At 64.2% G+C, this 20,161-nt stretch carries 20 protein-coding genes; 12 read left to right on the top strand and 8 right to left on the bottom strand.

Annotated features, from left to right (window positions below):
• Positions 1-51 precede the first annotated feature (51 nt).
• Positions 52-2,934, bottom strand: coding sequence for a bacterio-opsin activator domain-containing protein (locus EI982_RS02925; protein WP_157688058.1), 2,883 nt, complete (start codon positions 2,932-2,934; stop codon positions 52-54).
• Between the two features lie 381 nt (positions 2,935-3,315).
• Here EI982_RS02925 and EI982_RS02920 point away from each other — a divergent pair, with 381 nt between their 5' ends.
• Genes EI982_RS02920 through EI982_RS02905 form a run of 4 tightly spaced genes read left to right on the top strand, consistent with a single transcriptional unit; the run spans position 3,316 to position 5,418 of the window.
• On the top strand, positions 3,316-3,726 hold the full coding sequence (locus EI982_RS02920) for a hypothetical protein (RefSeq protein ID WP_157688057.1): 411 nt from the start codon (positions 3,316-3,318) through the stop codon (positions 3,724-3,726).
• Between the two features lie 9 nt (positions 3,727-3,735).
• Complete coding sequence (locus EI982_RS02915; RefSeq protein WP_157688056.1) at positions 3,736-4,602, top strand: FAD:protein FMN transferase; 867 nt, start codon at positions 3,736-3,738, stop codon at positions 4,600-4,602.
• Positions 4,586-4,873: a hypothetical protein gene (locus tag EI982_RS02910; protein ID WP_157688055.1), complete on the top strand. Its 288-nt coding sequence runs from the start codon at positions 4,586-4,588 to the stop codon at positions 4,871-4,873. The genes EI982_RS02915 and EI982_RS02910 overlap by 17 nt, the downstream gene beginning before the upstream one ends.
• Entirely contained in the window at positions 4,873-5,418 is a 546-nt protein-coding gene (locus EI982_RS02905; protein ID WP_157688054.1) for a DUF8596 domain-containing protein, read from the top strand. The genes EI982_RS02910 and EI982_RS02905 overlap by 1 nt, the downstream gene beginning before the upstream one ends.
• Here EI982_RS02905 and EI982_RS02900 read toward each other — a convergent pair.
• The 3 genes from EI982_RS02900 to EI982_RS02890 form a co-directional block, all read right to left on the bottom strand.
• Positions 5,412-5,933: a winged helix-turn-helix transcriptional regulator gene (locus EI982_RS02900; RefSeq protein ID WP_157688053.1), complete on the bottom strand. Its 522-nt coding sequence runs from the start codon at positions 5,931-5,933 to the stop codon at positions 5,412-5,414. The genes EI982_RS02905 and EI982_RS02900 overlap by 7 nt on opposite strands.
• 3 nt (positions 5,934-5,936) lie before the next feature.
• Positions 5,937-6,242 carry a hypothetical protein gene (locus tag EI982_RS02895; protein WP_157688052.1) on the bottom strand — a complete coding sequence of 102 codons (306 nt, stop codon included), beginning with the start codon at positions 6,240-6,242 and terminating at the stop codon, positions 5,937-5,939.
• A 153-nt stretch (positions 6,243-6,395) separates the two neighbouring features.
• Positions 6,396-6,914 carry an ArsR/SmtB family transcription factor gene (locus tag EI982_RS02890; protein WP_233255274.1) on the bottom strand — a complete coding sequence of 173 codons (519 nt, stop codon included), beginning with the start codon at positions 6,912-6,914 and terminating at the stop codon, positions 6,396-6,398.
• Positions 6,915-7,534: 620 nt separating this feature from the next.
• Here EI982_RS02890 and EI982_RS02885 point away from each other — a divergent pair.
• Positions 7,535-8,173, top strand: coding sequence for an IS6 family transposase (locus EI982_RS02885; RefSeq protein WP_157688051.1), 639 nt, complete (start codon positions 7,535-7,537; stop codon positions 8,171-8,173).
• 56 nt (positions 8,174-8,229) lie between these two features.
• Positions 8,230-9,699 (top strand): orc1/cdc6 family replication initiation protein, encoded by a 1,470-nt coding sequence (locus EI982_RS02880; RefSeq protein WP_157688050.1) that lies wholly within the window; start codon positions 8,230-8,232, stop codon positions 9,697-9,699.
• A gap of 448 nt (positions 9,700-10,147) precedes the next feature.
• On the opposite strand, the gene EI982_RS02875 is transcribed toward EI982_RS02880, so the two are convergent.
• Complete coding sequence (locus tag EI982_RS02875) at positions 10,148-10,495, bottom strand: hypothetical protein (RefSeq protein ID WP_157688049.1); 348 nt, start codon at positions 10,493-10,495, stop codon at positions 10,148-10,150.
• 199 nt (positions 10,496-10,694) lie between these two features.
• Between EI982_RS02875 and EI982_RS02870 the strand changes: the two genes are divergently transcribed.
• The 4 genes from EI982_RS02870 to EI982_RS02855 all read left to right on the top strand — a co-directional run bounded on the left by EI982_RS02870 (position 10,695) and on the right by EI982_RS02855 (position 14,828).
• Positions 10,695-11,282: a class I SAM-dependent methyltransferase gene (locus EI982_RS02870; RefSeq protein ID WP_157688048.1), complete on the top strand. Its 588-nt coding sequence runs from the start codon at positions 10,695-10,697 to the stop codon at positions 11,280-11,282.
• A gap of 73 nt (positions 11,283-11,355) precedes the next feature.
• The gene (locus EI982_RS02865; RefSeq protein WP_157688047.1) at positions 11,356-12,756 is read left to right on the top strand and encodes an RNA-guided endonuclease TnpB family protein; all 1,401 of its coding nucleotides are present in this window, start codon (positions 11,356-11,358) and stop codon (positions 12,754-12,756) included.
• 84 nt (positions 12,757-12,840) lie between these two features.
• The gene (locus EI982_RS02860; protein WP_199243708.1) at positions 12,841-13,029 is read left to right on the top strand and encodes a hypothetical protein; all 189 of its coding nucleotides are present in this window, start codon (positions 12,841-12,843) and stop codon (positions 13,027-13,029) included.
• A gap of 1,016 nt (positions 13,030-14,045) precedes the next feature.
• A complete protein-coding gene (locus EI982_RS02855) occupies positions 14,046-14,828 on the top strand; it encodes an SDR family NAD(P)-dependent oxidoreductase (protein WP_157688046.1) in 783 nt (260 codons plus the stop codon).
• Here EI982_RS02855 and EI982_RS02850 read toward each other — a convergent pair whose 3' ends face one another.
• Positions 14,829-15,860 (bottom strand): NAD(P)-dependent alcohol dehydrogenase, encoded by a 1,032-nt coding sequence (locus tag EI982_RS02850; protein ID WP_157688045.1) that lies wholly within the window; start codon positions 15,858-15,860, stop codon positions 14,829-14,831. It abuts the gene before it with no gap.
• A gap of 82 nt (positions 15,861-15,942) precedes the next feature.
• On the opposite strand from EI982_RS02850, the gene EI982_RS02845 reads away from it, so the two are divergent.
• Both EI982_RS02845 and EI982_RS02840 read left to right on the top strand, forming a co-directional pair.
• On the top strand, positions 15,943-17,079 hold the full coding sequence (locus EI982_RS02845; RefSeq protein WP_157688044.1) for a hypothetical protein: 1,137 nt from the start codon (positions 15,943-15,945) through the stop codon (positions 17,077-17,079).
• A gap of 38 nt (positions 17,080-17,117) precedes the next feature.
• A complete protein-coding gene (locus tag EI982_RS02840; protein WP_157688043.1) occupies positions 17,118-17,939 on the top strand; it encodes a class I fructose-bisphosphate aldolase in 822 nt (273 codons plus the stop codon).
• Between the two features lie 214 nt (positions 17,940-18,153).
• Here the strand turns inward: EI982_RS02840 and EI982_RS02835 are convergent, their stop codons facing one another.
• Positions 18,154-18,921, bottom strand: a complete 768-nt coding sequence (locus EI982_RS02835; RefSeq protein WP_157688042.1) for an IclR family transcriptional regulator — start codon at positions 18,919-18,921, stop codon at positions 18,154-18,156.
• A 50-nt stretch (positions 18,922-18,971) separates the two neighbouring features.
• Positions 18,972-20,123 carry a galactonate dehydratase gene (dgoD, locus tag EI982_RS02830; protein WP_157688041.1) on the bottom strand — a complete coding sequence of 384 codons (1,152 nt, stop codon included), beginning with the start codon at positions 20,121-20,123 and terminating at the stop codon, positions 18,972-18,974.
• Positions 20,124-20,161: the final 38 nt, after the last annotated feature.

Genomic DNA, 20,161 nt, shown 5'->3' with positions numbered 1-20,161 from the left:
AGGGAATATTCGGCTGTTTGTCACCGAACCGCTTTGAGAAAAAGGAGTTCGTTATTCAACCATCTCGGTCGAAGCGGCGACGGGCCGGTTGTGCTCTTCGAAGAGCGTCGCAAACAGTTTGCGCTGGACGGTCCGAGCGTGCGTATAGAAGGCGGGGGGAGAGATACCCAAGGTCGCGGCGACATCTTCACCGGTGCTCTCGCGCGGTGACTCGAAGTACCCGCTGTAGTAGGCGGTTTGGATCACCTCGAGCTGTCGCTCGGTGAGCTTGTCGAGGACCCGCGAATAGAGGTCGCGTGCAGCAGTCTGATCGAGCGTCCGTTTGGCACGGATTTCGACGCCGGAGAACGTCTCCCGGACGAGTTGCGTGATCGTTCGGACGTCGATACTGTCCGGGATATCGACGACGAGCGTCGTCGTGGTCGGATCGGCGGTCGCTTCGCGGAACACGGCACCGTGATCGGCCAGCTCCAGGGCGAGAAACGGCTGTGTGAGCCGGAGTCGCAAAACACCGCCGTCGTCCCCGGGACTGATCGTCTGGACGTCGTCGATAGCAACGAGCTGCGAGGCGGCTTCGACGGCGTCCTCTAGCGGGGCGCCTTCGACGGTGACGAACACGTAGCTCCCCTCCGTCGATTGCTGGACCCCTCCCTGATACGAGAGCGTACATCCCGCGTCCCGCGCGAGCCGTGAGAGGACGAACGCCGGATCGTCGACGGCGAACTCGACCCGCGTCATCGACGTCGTGAGCAGTGCGTTCTTTCGCTCGATGGCACTGAGCGCGGACGCGATCGTTTCGCCGAGTTCGGCCAGGACGGCCTCCGTCGTGTCGTCGAAGGCATCCTGGGTCGGCGCGTAGACCGTCAGCACACCGTGTGTGAGTTCGTTGTAGACGAGGGGAATGCTCAGTACGGAGAGGTAGTCACGAGCGAGCGCATCCTTGCGCCACTGGTTGTCACGGAGCCCGGCAGCGACGTTCGTCACCATCGTCACGTCGCCGGTGGCCGCGGTTTGGCCGGCCGGCTCCGCATCCGCTCCGTCGACGGCAAACGACTGACTATCCAGATAGCCATCTTCGGCGCCAGCCCAGGCCCGTGGTTCGACGGTTTCGGTCGCCGGGTCGACCGTGCCGATCCAGGCGAACCCGAACCGGTCGTCGGCGGTCAACAGCTCACAGACCGTATGATCGATCTCCTCCCGGGTTTCGGCCTGGACGAGCGCCTGATCTATCTCACGGATCGTCTCGTTGGTCCGATTCAGGGCGGTGAGCTGTTCGTTTTGCTGCTGGAGCGTTCGATCCTGTTCGCGAAGTTGGGACTCCCGTGTGACGCGGTCGAGCGCGGCTTCGGCGGTTGCAGCCAGCAGATCGGCCAGCTCCCGGGTTACGTCGTCGAAGACGCCAACCCGGTTCGAGCCAGCGACGAACACGCCGTGGTTTCCCAGTGGAATGTAGGCTACACTACGAAGGTCGGTCGCCCGGTTTTCGAGCCGGTCCGATTCGTGGACATCGTCGAAGAATAACACTTCGTCCTCGACGAAACTGTAACTCGGAAGCGTTTCCCCGTCGGCAGGGACGGTCGGAAGCGGTCCGTTGAGTTCCCTCATCGTGGCCGAGTGTGCCGTCGGCCGGAGGTCGTTGGCATCGGCATCGAAGAGATAGACGGCACTCGCATCCAGATCGAGGACACCGGACGTGTCGTCGACGACATGTTGGGCGATCTCCGGATGGGTTTCAGCGTACAGGAAATCTCGGGCCGTCTCTTGGAGGGTCGCGAGCGCCTCTTCGCGTTGCTTGCGTTTCGTGATATCCCGGCAGCTAAACAGGAGCGTCCCGTCTTGAATCGAGACTTCGCGAACGTTGACTAGGAGCGTGTGCTCGCGACCCGCCTTGTCCGTCGCGGTCGTCTCGATGTTCTTGAGAACGCCATCCGTCGCGAGTTCGTCACGGTCGAAGAGGTCAGCTCCAAGGAGGTCGTCGATCGTCCCCTGTTCGTGAATTTCGTCGGCCGTGTAGCCGAAGATGAAGTGAACGTTGGGACAGACGTAGGTGTACTCGCCGTCCTCGTTCGTGATGAGAACCGTATCGGTCATATTGTTCAGCGTCACACGATGGAGCTCCTCCGATCGACGGAGGTCGCGTTCGAGGTCGACACGTTCGGTGATATCGACGCCTTCGACGACGATCGAAACGAGCGCTCCACGTTCGTTCTCGACCGGGCGCACGGAGAGGTCGACGACGCGTGGGTCTGCGAGGTGTGGCGGCTGTGCGACGACCGCATTGCCGAATCTGCCATCGCGTGCGTTCGCCACCATCTGTTGGACGTCCGGGTTCGTTGCATCGGGCGCGGCCCACCACGGAAGCGTCCCGAAGGGTTCGCCAACGATCGATTCGACGTCTGCATCGATCATCTCCCGGGCTGTCTCGTTCACGCGAACGAGTGCGCCCTCCGGATCGAGAACCCACGTCGCTGTCCGCGAATCGTCGAATATCGCGTCGAACTGCCTGGCCCGCTCCCGTTGGGTGGCCGACCGCCGAGCGGAGCGGATGGCGCGCTCAGTTCGGTCGACGAGTTCGTCGATCATCCCCTCGACCGGTTCCGTGAGTGCGATATAATCGGTGACACCGGCTTCGATGGCCTCGCCCGCGATGGTCTCACTCCCGGCAGCGGTACCGAGTAGGACCGGTAGCGCGGTCGTTTCCTCGCGAACCGCCCGAAGGAGATCGAGGCCGGTCGAACCCTCGAGCGCGTACTCGGTGACGAGACAGTCCGTGGTCCCCTCTCGGACGATGTCGAGCGCCTCCGTCTCGGTCCCGACGGTATACACGGTCGCTTGCGTCCGTGTCTCGAGCCTGGCGGCGAATCGCCCGAGCCAGTCGTCCGATCCGACGAGCAACACCGTCGACGAATCGACGACGGCCGAGGAAGCGCCCATCATTCGACGACACGGAGACGGCGAGTGGTTCGCTGGGTGTCGGTTCGAGTTCGCCACCGGTGCTGCCGGTAGCCCGCCGCGGAATACCGATGCATAGGTTGTTTACCATAAAACCATCTCGGTACAAAGAGGTTTGCCACCGAACCCCCGGACGTGTGCGGGGCGGTATGTGAGGGGTGGATGGAGTATTCGGGACTCGTGACGGTCGAGTGTCATCCCGGCGGGGTCGGGTGCGTACGATCTTCGTCGCGCTCGAGCGACGGGACGGTGACTCCGGGAGCGTGGCCGGACTCGACCAACCGGACTATTCGACGACCGTACGACGATTCGATGGCTGGACGCGAACGGCCTTTACTACCGCCTGTCTCCGGTCGATCACGAATGCGTCTTCCCGTTCCGAACGACCGACTCGTCGCGTTCACCCTCGTCGGCGCACTGCTAACCACGCTCGTCGCTGGGGGACTCGCGTTCCCTGGCCTCGGGCTCGGACAGCCGTCCGAGCCGGTCGGCGACGACACGAGCGGATCACCACAGGCCGGTGCCGACGCTCCCACACCCAATCAGGGCTTTACGCCCGCCGTGCGGACACAGTCAGGGGACGTCGAGGACCACGAGAGCGAAGAGCACGAAGAGGAGGAGCACGAAGGCGAGGAGTACGAAGGCGAGGAGTACGAAGGCGAGGAGTACGAAGGCGAGGAGTACGAAGGCGAGGAGTACGAAGGCGAGGAGTACGAAGGCGAGGAGTACGGAGACGACGAAGAAGACGACGACGAAAAAGACGAGGCGGGGTGAGTGCGGATAATGGCGACGCTCGAAACAGCGTACGAACGAGTAGGAGCCACGCACCGTGAGTTCCGGAGTTGTGACACGTCGTTTCGCGTCGACGTGAAGGGGGTTCGCGCCGCCGCTGCGGCGGACGCCGCCCGGCGCACTGTCACGGCGCTCGAACACCAGTTGAACGCGTTCGACGCCGACAGCGCAGTCTGTCGACTCAACAGCCACGGAGCAGTCGAGAACGAACACGTCGCTCGCCTCGTGCATCGGGGGCTCGAATACTACGACCGAACCGATCACGTCTTCGACATTCACCAGGGTCGCGTCGAGCAGTCCCTCAAGGCGTATCTACGAGGCGACGACGACACCGTCCCGGAAACGTTCGATACCGGGACGGTCAGTATCAGCGGCCACCACGTCAGCACCGACGTCCCCCTCGATCTCAACGGGCTCGCCAAGGGCTACATCGTGGATCGAGCGGCGGAGACGCTCGCCGGACTCGGCCGACGTGGGTTCGTCAGCGGCGGTGGCGATATGTCGCCCCCAGTCGGACCGGTCGCCGTCGAAAGTCCATACGGCGACGCGAAGCCGCTCAAGACCCTCGAGACGGAGTGGGCCGTTGCCACCTCCGGAACCTATCGTCGCGAGCGTGCCGGCACCGACCACATCTACGATCCCGCGACCGGACGGCTCGGTTCCCGACACGAATCGGTGACCGTCCTCGCCGAACGGGACTGTATGGAAGCGGACGCACTCGCGACGACGCTCGCCGCACTCCCGCTCGACGAGGCCAACGCACTCGCCGACGACTGGGATGGACTCGAGGCGCTCATCGTTCACGACGGGGTTTTCCACACGACCGACGGCTTCGACACCCATGTCCTGGACACGTAAACAACGCATCACGGTCGCCGCACTCCTCGTGTTGCTCGTCTCCGTGCCCGTGCTCTGGCAGATCGGGGACGTCCGGGCGACAGGGGCGACCGAACAGAAACAGGCAACGCTCGTCGACCGGACGGTCGCGACGCGTCAGGCGCCCGACGACTACGACGGGGACGGCATCCCCGACGCCCGGGACCGGTGTCCGACGCGGCCCGAAACGGACAACGGCTTTCAGGACGCGGACGGCTGTCCGGACGTCGTCGCGACGACGGGGGCCTCCTGATGTCCGAACTCGTCTGGCTCCTCGACCGCGGCGCTGCCCTGATCGCGTATCCGGCGCTGTATCTCGCGGTGCTCACCGGGATCCTCTACAGTATCGAACCGTTCGGGATTCTTCAGCGAGCGTCCCAACGCGTTCACGTCGAACTCTCGGTGTTTGCGATGCTCGTCACCCTCCTCCACGCCGGCGTGGGACTCCTCGACACCTTGTTCATCGTCACCGGGCAGGCTCCGGCGCCGGCGTACCCGCTGTCGTACTTCCTCGGAGGGGTGGCCGTCGGCGTCGGAGCACTCCTACTGCTCGTCGTCGCCGTTCGTGGATTCACGGAGGCGACGCGGTTCGACCAGCCGTGGGGACCCCGAGTCGTTCACGCGTTCGCCTACGGCGGGTTCGTGTTCGCTACGGTTCATGCGGCCGCCGTCGGCACCGACCTGGCGGGTCTCGTCGTCCCGCTCCTCGGGCCGACGATCATGTTTCTCGTGTACGTGCTCCTGTTGCGGCTGGTCGTGCTCCGTGGAACGGTCACGGTCGGGCGGTCCGCTCAGTAACCCTCCCAGAGATCCAACAGCCGGTCGACGACGCGGTCCGTGAACGACTGCCGGTGTATCGTGTAGAGGTACGTGACGCGGTCCGCATCGATGACTTCGTAGATGACGCACCGACCGTCCCGCTCTTTCGTGACGAGCCCGGCATCGAAGAGCTTCGACAGATGCCACGAGACGGTCGACCGGGCTTTGTCCAGCCGCTCGCTCAGTTCGCTCGTCGTGAGCGGCCCGTCCGCGAGGAGATGGGCGAGGATCCGACGGCTGTACTCGCGCCGGAGGGCGTTCATTACGGTCCGGTCGGCCTCGTCGAACTCGGCGGCCGGGTAGTAGCGGGTGTACTGGCCGTCGTCGGACACCTCTACGAGCCCTTCGTCGACGAGCCACCGGAGCTGGTACTGGAGCGTCCCCTGCGCGTACTCGAGTTCGTCGAGGAGCCGGCGGAAGTGAACACCCGGATTGTTGGCGACGTACTGGTAGATCGCCCGGCGGGACGCCAGCTCCAGATCAGGCTCCGACATCGCTCACCGTTTGCCGAGGGCGACGAAGAACGTCAGCAGGCCGCCTAGTATGAGTAGCGCACTGGCGTGTTCGAGCAGTTCGAGGGTCGCGTAGGGGAAGTACGGGAGCAGGAGGTATTCGAGGAACACGACGAGCCCGTAGAGGCCGAAGAGGCCGTACCCCACTGCAACGATCCGCATTCGCGGGTCACGTTCGCGGCGCCACGCGCGATAGCTGACCGCGCCGAGGGCAGCCGCAACCAGGAAGACGCCGAGGCTGACGTACTGTTCGAGAAGCCGGGCGAGCTCGAGGAGTTGTGCCGATTGCATGGAGTTCCCACCGGACCGGCGGACACGATGTCGTGGTCCCGTTCCCTGAGTCGGGAAGAGCGGGGAAAACGGTTGGCGTCCGATCGTCGAATCCACGTTTCTTCGGTCGGTTTCCGCCGGATGGATCGCCAGGGGGCAGTAGTTGGTGAGTTCTCAGCGTCGGTGCGAACGGACGAACGCACGCCGCAGGATAGTCAGGAGGACGTACGTCTCGTATTTCTGGGTCCGGCAGTGCTCACAGGGCTGCATGTCCGCGACGACCCCCTCGATCGCATCGTCGTACTCGTCCGTGAGCGTGGTGAGTGCGTCCGTGATCCGGGGCTGGATAGCGTCGGTCATCTCCTCGACGGCGGCGTCGGCCGAATCGGGGAGCGAGTACGAGAGGACGATCGTGTTCGCGTGGTAGTACTTCGTGGTGCCACCGCGCCCTTCCTCGAAGCGAACGACGTCGACGAGGCCAGCGTCCCGGAGCTCGTTGATGTGATGGCGGACCGTGTTCTCCGTCCGGTCGACGCCGCGGTCCTCGAGGCGCCCGTGGACCTCGGTCGCCGTCAGGGCCTCCTCGGATAGAATGTCGAGGAGTTCAAGCGGACGGCGACGAACGCGGCGAGTCGTACCGAGAGGTACCGGTGTTCCGAGTGTGACGAGCCGTTCGACAGCGAACACGAGCACTGCCCGGCGTGTGGGGAACCGACGGTCGAGTCGACGGGGCCGAAGGAGTAGTTGCCCGCCTCCAACGACGTGATACGGCGGACGAACGGAACGGGGACCGTCCACGAGACACCGCTATCGATGTGTATCCGTGCGGGAAGCCGAGACGCGGGGGGAGTCGATACGGAGCGTCACGATATCGATCGGAGACGACGATGTGGGGACACACCCCTCTATCGATGTGTTCGATGTGTTCCGACCCGCCGTGTTCTGCTCTCGTCGTCCCGTCCGGACGTGTGCGTGATCCGCTGTCTCCGATCCCACCGATTTCGACTGTCTGAAGCTTCGAGACGGTTGTCCGTGCTCGATGCCAACGCGCCCCTCCGGTTTCTCCGTTCGTATTCCCCTCCCCTCGATGTCCGGAACACATCGATAGAGGGGTGTGTCTCCAACGGGGGACCGAACACGGCGCCGGACACTGCGCCAAACACTTCGTCGCTCGCTACCCTGGTAGGACGCTATTCACGATCTGAATCTCCGTATCTCCGACTTTGGGCGACTAACTCGACGGATCACACTTCGATAGAGGAGTCGTGTCAAGTTAAGCGTGAAGAGTGAGGCGTGCTGATTTCTGAGTGTCTATGCCCGAAATCACACGCCTCAGCGACTGTAGCGACTGGATCGAATTAGATTTTGTGGAGCGTCAGCGGACACCCGAGTTCGCGATGCGGCTCGGTATTCAGATGCACGTGGCTGGACTATCACTTTCGAATACCATCTCGATTCTTGAAAGGTTGGGTGTCGAACGCTCTCGAACGGCCGTCCACAACTGGGTGCAGAAGGCCGATCTACAGCCCGAAGGCGGTGCGAGCCCGAATCAGGTTGCGCTTGACGAAACCGTGATTCGAATCAACGATCAGCAATACTGGCTGTACGCCGCCATCGATCCTGAAACAAACACATTCCTTCACATACGGCTTTTTAGCACGTATACGACTGGTTTAACCGAAATCTTCCTGAGCGAATTACGCGAGAAACACGATGTCGAAACCGCCGTGTTTCTCGTCGACGATGCTCAATGGCTCCAAACTGCCCTCGATCGACACGGCCTCGATTGCAGATACGAACGCCATGGCAATCGGAATGCCGTCGAACGTCTATTTCGTGAGATAAAACGACGAACCTCTTCGTTTTCAAATACGTTTAGCCACGTGGAGCCGACGACAGCAGAATCGTGGCTCCAAGCCCTCGCTGTCTGGTGGAATCGATGCCAAAGTTAACACGACCGATAGAGGTGGGAGAACTTTTTTTAATGCCGGGCGGTCTGTTGTCCGGCATGGGTTCCGACGACTCCGACGAGTCCCGAACCGACCCGAGGGCTCCGGAGGACGAGCCGACGACGCAGGCCGATCTCCCGTCGAGTTCCGCCGGCGGGCCTTCGGAGGACGACGGGTCGACGGACGGCGCCACCGACGGCCACCCGCAGTCCGAGCAGGCCGATTCCGAGCAGGCATCCCGTTCCATCGAGGAGATGCTGCTCGAATTCGACGAGCAGGAGGGCCTGATCCGGGACCGATCGCTGCTCGATCCGAACTACGTGGTCGAGGAGGACCGGATCGTCGGCCGCGACGAACAGCTCCAGGAGGTGACGAAGATGCTCCGGGTCGCCCTGGGCGACAACCGACCGCCGAACCTCTTTCTGTACGGGCCGTCGGGGACCGGGAAGTCGCTCATCACCAAGGCCGTCTGTAACAACATCAGCCGGATCTGTGAGACGCATGACATTAAATTCGGCACGATCGAAGTCAACTGCCAGGATCTCGACACCCTCGGCGTCGCCGTCTACGAACTCGCGAGTCAGGCCGCGGACGAGGCGGGCGTCGATGTCGACGTCCCGAAACACGGCGTCGCGACGAAGGAGAAGTGGGACGAACTCTACCGCATCGTCAACGAGAACTTCGACTCCGTCGTGTTCGTCCTCGACGAACTCGACATGCTCGTGGGGCGTCGGGACAAACAGGATCCCGCGTTTTCGCGGTTGCTGTACCAACTCTCGCGGGCGGGTGCCAACGACGAACTCGCCGCGTACATCTCCGTCGTCGCCATCTCCAACGACGCGCGGATGATGGAGTCCGTCGGGAGTCGAGCCCTGAGTTCGTTCACGCCGGAGGACGTCCACTTCGACGACTACGACGCGAACCAACTCCAGGCGATACTCCGGCGCCGACGGGACGCGTTTCACGAGAACGTCTTGGACGACGACGTGATTCCACTCGCCGCGGCGTTCGCGGCCCAGACCCACGGCGACGCTCGGAAGGCGATCGATCTGATGCGCGTCGCCGGCGAACTCGCCGAACGCGAGGGCGACGAACGCGTTCGCGAGGAACACGTGCGCCAAGCCCAGGACAAGGTCGAAAAGAACCGCGTCCTCGAGGTGGTCCGCGGCATCAGCACCCAGAAGGAACTCTGTCTGTACGCGACGGCCGCCGTCGCCGCCGAAACCGCGGACGGCTCCGCCCGGAGCACGACCGGCTACCGCGTCTATCAGTTCCTCACCGAATCCATCGACGCCGATCAGTACTACCAGGAGACCTACGTCAACAAGATGAAAGAACTGACGACGTACTCGCTCGTCGATTTCGAACGGCGGAGTCACGGTCCGAGTTCGGGCATGTTCCTCGAGTTTCAGTTCGGGGAACGCCCGGAGACGATCCTCGAAACGCTTCGCGAAGATTCCCGGATCGATATGGTCTCGTCCGAGGAAGTCGAATCGGTCGTGAACGCACAGATCCGAAGCGAAACCTGAGTGCGGACTCCCACTCGGTTGCGCAACGGGGGGACACCCCTCTATCGATGTGTATCGGATGAGTGGTACCAACTCACACTCCGATACCGAGGTCGACTCACGACGGGACGACGCTCCTCCGCGTCGGACGCACGTCACACACCTCTATCGATGTGTTTTCGACGCCACGGACCCGCCATCGACGGAACCCGGCGACGTCGGATTCCGATCGCGTTGGGGGCTGAATCACGGTGGTGGGCCTGCCCTCCGACCGACTAGAGACGGCGCTCGTGTCGATCCGTCCTGACCACGGTCGGTCCACCCCCGTTCGCGCTGCAGGACACACACCGCTATCGATGTGTTCACGCGGGGGCCATCCGTACACCCTCCTATCGATGTGTTCACGCGGTGGCTATCCGTACACCCTCCTATCGATGTGTATCGTCGGCCGTCGTGGCGTGGGCGAAAGCTATTCGTCCGGATCGACCGGCGCTTTGTATTTGGAGGTCACCGTCTCGCCGTCCCGCCACTGCCAGTAGTAGTAGCGGTTGTCGTTGATCTCCTTGACAGTGATCGTCGCCTTCGACGGGACGTCCTCGGGCCGGTCGTCGAGACGTTCGTCGTTCCCGTCACCGTCCGATTCCGTCTCGCCATTCTCGTCCGGTTCCGCCTCGAGACGGGCCGCTCGGGCCTTGTGCTCCGCCAACGATTCGGCGTAGCGGGCAACGGATCGGAGCTGGTCCGGCGTCCGTTCGTCGAGCGTCTCGGCGAACTCCGTCGGGAGCGCCGCCGGCGGTGTCGGTGGTTCGCGGGGCATCGGTTGTCGCCTCGTATTAACCAACGTACCGCGACGGTCATAGATTTGTTGGTTAATACGACTCCCTTTCGTGCCGCGATGGCCCTTTCCAGCCGGCGAAACCATCGGTTACGCCATCGTGACCCTCGTCGTGGGCGAGTGATTGCATTCGAGCGTGGACCCCCAACTCCTATTGACTCGGTCACGTGAACGGCGACCGATGACCGATCACCGACGCGAAAACCGGCGACTCTGGAACGCGTGGAGCGACGACTTTCAGGCGTTGTGGAACGCCGACACGGCGGATGGTGACCTCCCGCCGGCTCCCTCGCCGTTCGTCGATGATGCTCCCGGCGGGCCACAACCCGACGTCCTCGACTCGGTAGCCGGACTGGAGTACGTCGAACTGGGTTGTGGCGGTGGACAAGCGAGCGTCGGCACCGCCGACCTGGGTGCCGACACCGTCGTCGGCGTCGACCTCTCCGGCGAACAACTCCGACACGCACGGCGATTGCGGGATTTCTACGGCGTCGACGCACGGTTTCTGCAGGGCGACGTGACGAACCTGCCCTTTCCCGACGACAGCTTCGACGTGGCTTCCTCGGAGGTGGTGTACCAGATGATCGAACACCTCGGGGAGGCGTTCCGCGAAGTCCGCCGAATCCTGCGGGACGACGGCGTCTTCGTGGTCAGCGTACCCCATCCGATCCGCGAGATGGTCGACTTGGAGGCGGAGACCTTCGAACGGAGTTACATCGGTAGCGAGGCGAAAGCCCACGGCTTTAGCCGTGGGATGAAGCCGACATGATATGCCACAAACCACAGGACATAGGCAGGTTGTAATCCCAACATTTAGGATATTCTATCACATAATGTACTGTGTGAGCGACCGGCCACAGCGAACGAATACCTACACTGCTGAAGCAACCAGCAACAGGTATCGGCAGTGTTTGTTCGACTGGCTGGCCGCCCACGCCCCGCTCTGGAATCAGATCACCTACCGACGCCGCCAAGCCTATTTCAGTGACGATGGCGACGTGTGGGACGCTGACTACACCGACCTGTACGACGAGTATGCCCCCATCCTTGGGAAAGCAACGTGCCAGCAGATCGCTCGCAAGAACAGCGAAGCGTGGCGCAGTCACTTCCGGTTGCTTGACAAGTACCACGACGACTCCGGCCCGACAGTGACCGAGAAACCGTCACCACCGGGGTACTGGGGCACTCGTGATGAGGGCTACGAGTTGCACGGCCTCGTCCGCAATGACCTCTACACGTTCGACTGGGACGAAAACCGGAGTACACTCGAATTTGGCGTCGGTGACGTACTCGAAGACCGCTACGATTTCGAGCACAACGAGCGTGTCACGCTCGAAGTTCGGGGCAACCCGCAGTGGGACAGTGACGATAGCCGCTTGGAACTCATCTACGATGAACACGCTGCCCAGCTTCGTGTCCAGCATCCCGTTCGCATTCGACCAGACAATCTGCAACAACAGCGGAAGGATGCTTTCACTCACACACTCGACTCCGAGAACACGACGCAGGCAGCTGCTATCGACGTAGGTGCGAACAACACGTTGGCTGTTGTCACCGAAGGCGGTGAAACCGCTGTGTACCATGCTCGCCCAGAGTTTAATCGGTTCCAGAGCCATTCCGAGCGGATCGCCACACTCCAGTCAGAACTTCCAGAAGAAGAATATACGAGCCATCGCATCAAGCGGCTGTATGATGAGCGGTCACGAAAACGCAATCACAGCCGTGACGCGGCGGTGAAACACGTTACTGATTGGCTGCTTGAGCGGAATGTTGACACGGTGTATGTTGGTGACTTGGCCGATGTACTGGACACTCATTGGAGTGCTGATGTGAACGAGAAGACTCACGCCTTCTGGTCACACCGACAGCTACTGGAGCGGATACAACTGACACTCGGTGATGTTGGAATTGTAGTTCCAGAAGTAAGCGAAGCCGATTCGAGTAGCGAGTGCCCCGAGTGTGCAAGTAGTGACGTGACGCGCAATGGCGATTCGTTCCGCTGTCACGACTGTGAATTGGATGATCATAGTGACGTGGCAGGAGCGTGGAACATCTTGCAGTCTGAAGTTGGGCCGATGGCCCGGCCTGCTGCCCTGTCTGCTGAACGCGGCAGGGACGCACCCCAAGAGGGGGCGTACTGGCAGTGGAACGAACACGACTGGATACTCGCCGACTTTGGGGAACAGTCGCGTTCAGTTGACCAACCCAGCCTCAGCAAACCCGCAAGTTGGCAGCCGGGGTAATCGACTGGTTGGATTACCCACGGAGGAATCCCACGGCTTCAGCCGTGGGAGGAGGTCAAGATCGACGACGACTACGAAGCCGACTTGGTAGTCTTCGATCGAACGGTCGCCGACATCCACAACGCCCTCGACGACGCTGGGTTCGTCGTCCGACGGCTGCTGGAACCCCGACACCACCGGACGGACGGCGTCGATCCGGCCGACAGCGACCTACCCGAACTGCTGTGGACCGTCCCCGGAAGCGTTCGCTTCTGGGCGGTCGTGGAACCGTAGGGCGTACCCGGTGAGCCCGGATCCCGAAGACGTCCGTCCCCATCGGAGTAATCAGAACGCGTATAGGTGTCAAATCAACTCGGTTTACAAATATATCCATCTACGGACAGACGATGGCGAATCCGTGTCCGTGGAACGGGATTTTCCCGATGCGAACGGGTTGACAGTGAGCCGACTACAAAAACCGGGTTCCACTCGATACGATCGGGACCATCCTCCCGTGGATCGATGTCCGCATCCGTCCGTTCGAACGGCCGACGACGCTCGCCGTCGACCTACCAACTTTCTATACTGTATAAGAAAGTGATATAATCGCCGCGATCTCGCACCCTCACAGGTGGAACGTGGGTTCACACCTGCCCGTCGTTCCGGATCGGTGGGCAAGTCGTGTTCCGTGGTCCTCACGAGTTCGTCCGCGTGTCGCGAACGGCGCGGACGGTCCGAACGGCTCGAACGCGACCTCCAGGGCTTGCGCACCCGGCGAGCGAGGGACGTGCTCCCGCGTCCACAGTCGGCGACCGGTTCGTGTGGACCGACGGCCCCCGCCCGCCGCCACAGCGCACGAACTGACGGAACCCGCGACCGGGGCGGGCGGCGCGCCGGAACGGTGTCGAACGGTGGCGGGACCCGGCGTCCCGGTCCCCGGCCGGGTTCGCGTCGCCGCGGCGGTTGGGGATCCCATGCACTAATGCATAACAACAGTACTGTTGTTATGAAAATCGCGGTCGTTCGACCGTGGAGCGCACGGCGGTGTCGCGGCTTACACGCCACACGGTGGATCCGCTCTCGGCGATCATCGGGTTCGTCGGTCCGGGTGAACGCGCTGGATTCGGAACCCGGTTTTCGGTCACGACGTCTACGTGCGTCGGGTTTTCGTCCATCAACCGGATCGAACTCGACGGCCAGGAGATCAGCATTCCGACGCCCGATCCGAGTACCTACAACAGCCCGGAGTCCGCCGCGGATCGGTGACCGTCGACCGAGGATTTATGGGCGTCCGACGTGACGCCACGCGCATGTCTGTCATGGACTCGTTTCGACTCGACGGCGAAACAGCGCTCGTGACCGGGGCCGGACGTGGCCTCGGTCGGCGGATGGCGACGGGTCTCGCGGAGGCCGGTGCCGACGTCGCCATCGCCGACGTCGACGCCGATACCGGTACCGAGACAGCGGCGACCATCGCCGAGAACACCGGTGCGGAGACGACGTTCGTCCGGGCGGACGTCACCAGCGAGGACGACGTCGAGGCGATGGTCGATCACGTCGAGTCGGAACTCGGCCCGGTCGACGTCCTCGTCAACAACGCCGGCATCGTCGAGAACGAGCCGGCGGAGGAGATGACCCTCGACCAGTGGGAGCGGGTCGTCGACGTGAACTTGACCGGCGTATTTTGCTGTGCTAAACACGTCGGCGCACGGCTGCTCGAACGGGATGCGGCGGGATCGATCATCAATATCGCCTCGATGTCGGGGCACATCGCCAATCACCCCCAGCCACAGGCGGGGTACAACGCCTCGAAATCCGGCGTCGCCGGCCTCACCCGATCGTTGGCCTCGGAGTGGGCGGCGGACGACATTCGGGTCAACGCCATCGCGCCCGGATACATGCGAACGGACATGGTCGACAGCACGCTCGCCGAGGATCCGGAGATGGAGGAGACGTGGTTGGCGGACACGCCGATGGGTCGGCTCGGTCGGCCGGCGGAACTCAAACCCGTCGCGGTGTTTCTCGCGTCGGACGCCTCCTCCTACATGACCGGCGAAGTCGTCTTCGTCGACGGCGGGTTCACCGTTCGGTAATCAGTCGCCGACGGTGACCATCCCCTTGACGAGCGAGGGATCGTCCGTCCGCTCGAAGGCCGCGGTCAACTCCGAGAGCGGCATCTCGAAGTCGATGATTCCTTCGACGTCGACGTCGCCGCTCGCCAGGAGGTCGATGGCTGCGGGGTAGGTGTTCCGGAAGCGAAAGGAGCCGTGGACGTCGAGTTCGTCGTTGATGATGTCGTGGGTGTCGAGCGGGATCTCCCCCTCGCCGGCGAGGCCGACGAGGGCGATGGAGCCGCCGCGGCGAACGACCTCGGTGGTCGACCGGATGGCGGTATCGGCGCCCGACGCTTCGATGACCACGTCGACACCGTCTGCGCTGGTGAGTTCGGCCACCCGCTCGACCAGGTCCTCCTGGGACGGATCGACGGTGGCGTCGGCACCGCGTGCCCTGGCCCGCTCGAGTTTCTCCGGAACGACGTCGCTGAGGATGATCTCCGAGGCGCCGGCGACGCGGGCGGCCTCCATGGCGAGCATTCCGATCGGTCCACCGCCCGTGATGAGGACGGTGTCGCCGACGTCGACGTTTCCGCGGCGGGCAGCGTGGAGGCCGACGCTCAGGGGTTCACAGAGTGCGCCCGCCCGCGTCGACACGTTCTCGGGGAGTGGATAGGCGAACTCGGCCGGCCAGGCGACGTACTCGGTGAACGCGCCGTCGATCGGTGGCGTCGCCATGAATCGCACGTCGGGACAGAGGTTGTACTCCCCCCGCCGGCAGGCATCACAGTCGAGGCAGGGGACCCCGGGTTCGAGCGCGACCCGATCCCCGACGGCCACGTCCTCGACGTCCGCCCCGACGGCGACTACCTCGCCCGCGCTCTCGTGGCCGAGGACGAGGGGGTTCTCGACGACGAAGTCACCGATGCGCCCGTGACGGTAGTAGTGGACGTCGGACCCGCAGATACCGACCCGTCCCACGGCCACGAGTACGTCGGTGGGTCCGGGCTCCGGACGGGGGCGTTCCTCGAACTCGAACGTCTCCGGTTCGGTCAGTACGGCGCTTCGCATACCGGGACCCACGCGAATGACCCACTAAAGCGTTACCCGACGACAATCCCTATTACGGAGGCCCTCACAGAGGGGAGCACCGATGAGTCAGGAAACGAGCCTCGACGAGGCGACCCGCGACGCCGTGGCGGCCTGTCGGCGCGAACTCCCGGCGTCGGTGCGGCCGCCCCGAACGGTCCTCGGATTCGACGGCTTCGTCGACAACGTCCGGCGGGTGATCGACGAGCGCACCACCGCCGAATCGTTCGAACCGATGACGGAACTCGGCGCGTTCGGCGAGCGTATCGCGGCGTCGGCCGACGATCGGAGTTCCATCACCGTCGAGTGGACGCGCGAGGGCACCCGAACCGGCGGCCTCACCTGTCACCTGGCCCGCGCGTTCATCGGACTCGGGGCCAGTCCCGTGATGATCGGGGCGTACGGGAATCCGGAACTCGACGTGTTCGCCGACGAGTTCGCGACGGCGACCCGCCACTCGTTCGGCGCCCCGAACTACACCGAGGCCGTCGAGTTCGACGACGGCAAACTCCTCGTCACGGAGACGGGGGCGACGCGGACGCTGGACTGGGAGACGCTCACCGACGCGGTCGGTGTCGAGACGCTCGCCGACGCCCTCGACGGCGCCGACGCGCTCGGCATCGGCTACTGGGTGGTCATCCCCGAACTCCCGTCGGTACTGACCGGACTCAGGGAGTCGGTGTGGCCGACGCTCGCGGACCCGCCGGAGACGGTGCTGTTGGACCCCGGCGACGTTCGCCAACTCTCCGACGACATCCTCGCCGAGGGCATCGATCCGATACGGGCGTTCGCGGACGTCGCGCCGGTGACGTTGAGTGCGAACCGCGCGGAGATGGGGCGGCTGGCGGCGGCGGTCGGCACGGAGTCGTCGTCGCTGTCGGCGGCCGCCACGGCGGTCCAGGACGGCCTCGGCCTGCGTCGTGCCGTCGCCCACGGCGACGACGTCTCGGTCGCCGCCGGCCCCGACGGGATAGCGTCGGTCGCCGTCCCCACCGTCGACGACCCGGCGATGACGACCAGTGCGGGCGATCACTTCAACGTCGGCCTGTTGCTCGGCCTCGCGGTCGGCCTCTCGGATCCGGCGGCCGTCTGTCTGGGCAACGTCGTCGCCGGTCACTTCGTCCGGAACGGTGCGCCGCCGGACGAGGCGGCCCTCCGGGCGTTCCTCGACGGCTACCTCGACGCCTTCAGCGACCGGTGAATTTTACATCCCCGTCTCCGAGATAGGGACGAAGTCGCATGACTGAGACATACGACCTCCTCGATACGCAGTCGGGAAACGCCGTCGTCGTCGCCCTGGACCACGGCCTCAACATGGGCTCGGTCGATGGGTTCGAACGGCCCGAGTCGACGCTCCGGGCCGTCCTGGCGGGCGACCCGGACGGGGTCCTCGTCGGTCCGCACTTCGCCCGACGGTTCGCCGACACGCTCGAATCGTCGGACGTCGACGTCCTGCTCACCGCCGACGCGGCGCTGTTCTCGGCACGCCCCGGCGCCCGGACGGGCGAGGACATCTGGACGCCGGCCTTCTCGACGTCGTTCCTCCGGGAGTTCGACCCGAAGGGGATCAAGGTCGCCCTCGTGTTCGGCCGCGACGACCCACGGGTGTTCGAACGCAACGTCGCCCACGTCTGTGAACTGGCGGAGCAACTCCACGACACGGGTATCCCCCTCGTCGTCGAACCGGTGATGTGGGGCCGTCACGTCCCGGACGACCGGAGTACCGATCCGGAGCTGGTCGGGAACGCGAGCCGCCTCGCGTGGGAGTACGGCGCCGACGTGCTCAAGATACCGTACACCGGCGACCGGGAGACGTTCGAACCCATCGTCGACGCCTCACCCGTGCCGGTCACCGTCCTCGGTGGTCCCTCCTCGGGCCGTACCGAGTCGATGCTGGAAACGGTGTCCGAGGCCGTCGCGGCGGGCGCCCGTGGGCCCATCATCGGCCGGTCCATCTGGCAGACGCCCGACCCGGAGCGGGTCGTCGCCGCGCTCGGTGCCGTCGTCCATCGGAACGCCGATCCGGCGGACGCCTGGCAGGACGCCGCGGACGGCGTATAGCGAGCGTAACGACGGGTGAGACCCTTCCACGATATCGTCCGGGATACAGCCGTTCGAACGTCGCTCGATTCGTGTCTCCGTGGCGTCGGTGACCCCCTTGTTTTGCCCTACTAAACGATGGCGTCCAGCGCCCCCCACGGATCCCCCGTGGCGCCCCCGGAACCATCATTAACGTTCACACTAGATCGGGGACTGCGAGGATCGTTTAGAAGTACTAAACACCGGCGTCGCGGAGGCGCTGTGTCAGTCGTTCCGCGGCGCTGATGGCGAGGCCCGGGATGTCCTGTTGGAACGTCTTCCCGCGCATGTGTTCGTCGATGCCGAGGACGCCGACGGCGCCCCGGACGGTGCCCGACAGGACGATGGGGACGGCGATGCCCTGGACCCCGGCGTACAGTTCGCCCCGATCGTAGGCGAGCCCCTCGTCGCGCACGTGTTCGAGTTCCCGACGGAGGGGTTCGGTGTCGGTGATGGTGTGGTCCGTCCGCTCGACCGGATCGGCGATGTCGATGGCATCGGACGCGTCGAGGCCGTCGTGGTTGGCGAGAACCGCCTTCCCGGCCGCCGAACAGTGAAGCGGGAGGGTGTCGCCGGCGACACCGTCCGGTCCCGCGTACTTCTCACCCTGTTCGCTGTGGACGAGTACCGCCTGGTGTTCCTCGCGTGCCACCAGGTCGATTCGCTGCCCCGTGGCCTCGGCGAGTTCCACGAGGGCGTCCCTCGGGACGGTCGCGAGTCTCGTCCGCTCCGTCGCCCGCCGGGCCGGGTACAGAAACCGGAGGCCGACGTGGTAGATATCCCCGTCCTTGGTGACGTACCCGCTCTCACGGAGGGTCGCGAGGTGGTTGTGGACGGTTCCCTTCGTGAACGGCGTGGCCGCCGCCAGCTCCGTCACCGACGCCCCATCGCGGGCTACGAGCATCTCGACGATGTGCAGGGTCGTCCGTGTCGTCTTGACCGGGTTGCGGGCGTTGACGTCCATGCCACCCTCTCCGTGCTTCTCTCACTAATCGTTTAGCATCGGTAAACCCGCTACCACTCGGCGACGCTGCCGTCCTCGTGGTGCCAGAGCGGCGTCTGCCAGCGGATCTCCTTTTCGGACTGCTCTCGGACGTAGGACTCGTCGACGTCGATGCCGAGCCCCGGTTCGGTTGGCGGTTCGAGGTCGCCGTCCTCGTACTCGAAGACGGCTGGATCCTCGAGATACCGGAGGTGTTCGTTGCCCGCCGGTTCGTGGACGCCGATACTCTGCTCCTGGAGGACCGCGTTGGGGGTGCTGAAGTCGATCTGGAGACACGCGGCGAGTGATATCGGGCCGACGGGGCATTTCGGCATCACGTCCACGTCGTACGCCTCGGCCATGGCGGCTATCTTCTTCACCTCGGAGATGCCGCCTGCGTGGGAGATGTCGGGTTGGACGATGGCGACGGCGTCGTTGCCGAGGACGCGTTTGAAATCCCAGCGCGTGTACATCCGCTGGCCCGTCGCCATGGGAGCGCCGACCGCCGGCGACAGCCGTTCGAGCGATTCGTTCTGGTCGGGTAAGACGGGTTCCTCGAGGAACCGGACGCCGTACGGTTCGAGCACGCTCGCGAGGCGGGGGAGACGACCCTTGCTGATACGCCCCCGGCAGTCGACGGCGATGTCGGCCTCGTCGCCGACGGCATCGTCGACCGCCGCGACGCGGTCCTCCGCGATTTCGACGACTTCCTCGCTGTTCCGTGCGTGTGAGCGCGCGGTCATCGTCAGCTTGACCACGGAGTAGCCGTCGTCGACGGCGCGTTCGGCGTCCGCGGCCACCTCCGCCGGCTGGTCGCCGCCGACCCACTGGTAGAGGGGGATTCGGTCCCGCGCCCGGCCGCCGAGTAACTGGTAGACGGGAACCCCCAGTTGCTGGCCCTTGATGTCCCAGAGCGCCTGGTCGATGCCCGCGATGGCGCTCGAAAGGATGGGGCCACCGCGGTAGTGACCGCCACGATAACAGCGCTGCCAGTGGCGCTCGATCTCCATCGGGTCGTTGCCGAGGAGGAAGTCCTCGACCAGTTCGCTGACCGCCGCCCGAACCGTTCGGGTGCGCCCCTCGAGGGCTGGCTCTCCCCACCCCACCGTCCCGTCGCTGGTCGTCAGTTTCAGAAACAACCACCGCGGTGGTACGGAGAAGAGTTCGTAGCCGGTCACGTGCATACCCCTATCCTTCGAGAATAGGGACTTATACGTGTCGC

Source organism: Haloplanus salinarum, from assembly GCF_009762275.1.
GTDB lineage: Archaea > Halobacteriota > Halobacteria > Halobacteriales > Haloferacaceae > Haloplanus > Haloplanus salinarum.
The sequence above is the reverse complement of the archived record's forward strand: the minus strand, read 5'-3'. Positions and strand labels throughout refer to the sequence as shown.

Bases quoted from the DNA above. Each gene is read 5' to 3' on its own strand.
- EI982_RS02925 (WP_157688058.1), bottom strand. From the start codon at position 2,934: ATGGGCGCTTCCTCGGCCGTCGTCGATTCGTCGACGGTGTTGCTCGTC.
- EI982_RS02920 (WP_157688057.1), top strand. From the start codon at position 3,316: ATGCGTCTTCCCGTTCCGAACGACCGACTCGTCGCGTTCACCCTCGTC.
- EI982_RS02915 (WP_157688056.1), top strand. From the start codon at position 3,736: ATGGCGACGCTCGAAACAGCGTACGAACGAGTAGGAGCCACGCACCGT.
- EI982_RS02910 (WP_157688055.1), top strand. From the start codon at position 4,586: ATGTCCTGGACACGTAAACAACGCATCACGGTCGCCGCACTCCTCGTG.
- EI982_RS02905 (WP_157688054.1), top strand. From the start codon at position 4,873: ATGTCCGAACTCGTCTGGCTCCTCGACCGCGGCGCTGCCCTGATCGCG.
- EI982_RS02900 (WP_157688053.1), bottom strand. From the start codon at position 5,933: ATGTCGGAGCCTGATCTGGAGCTGGCGTCCCGCCGGGCGATCTACCAG.
- EI982_RS02895 (WP_157688052.1), bottom strand. From the start codon at position 6,242: ATGCAATCGGCACAACTCCTCGAGCTCGCCCGGCTTCTCGAACAGTAC.
- EI982_RS02885 (WP_157688051.1), top strand. From the start codon at position 7,535: ATGCCCGAAATCACACGCCTCAGCGACTGTAGCGACTGGATCGAATTA.
- EI982_RS02880 (WP_157688050.1), top strand. From the start codon at position 8,230: ATGGGTTCCGACGACTCCGACGAGTCCCGAACCGACCCGAGGGCTCCG.
- EI982_RS02875 (WP_157688049.1), bottom strand. From the start codon at position 10,495: ATGCCCCGCGAACCACCGACACCGCCGGCGGCGCTCCCGACGGAGTTC.
- EI982_RS02870 (WP_157688048.1), top strand. From the start codon at position 10,695: ATGACCGATCACCGACGCGAAAACCGGCGACTCTGGAACGCGTGGAGC.
- EI982_RS02855 (WP_157688046.1), top strand. From the start codon at position 14,046: ATGTCTGTCATGGACTCGTTTCGACTCGACGGCGAAACAGCGCTCGTG.
- EI982_RS02850 (WP_157688045.1), bottom strand. From the start codon at position 15,860: ATGCGAAGCGCCGTACTGACCGAACCGGAGACGTTCGAGTTCGAGGAA.
- EI982_RS02845 (WP_157688044.1), top strand. From the start codon at position 15,943: ATGAGTCAGGAAACGAGCCTCGACGAGGCGACCCGCGACGCCGTGGCG.
- EI982_RS02840 (WP_157688043.1), top strand. From the start codon at position 17,118: ATGACTGAGACATACGACCTCCTCGATACGCAGTCGGGAAACGCCGTC.
- EI982_RS02835 (WP_157688042.1), bottom strand. From the start codon at position 18,921: ATGGACGTCAACGCCCGCAACCCGGTCAAGACGACACGGACGACCCTG.
- dgoD (WP_157688041.1), bottom strand. From the start codon at position 20,123: ATGCACGTGACCGGCTACGAACTCTTCTCCGTACCACCGCGGTGGTTG.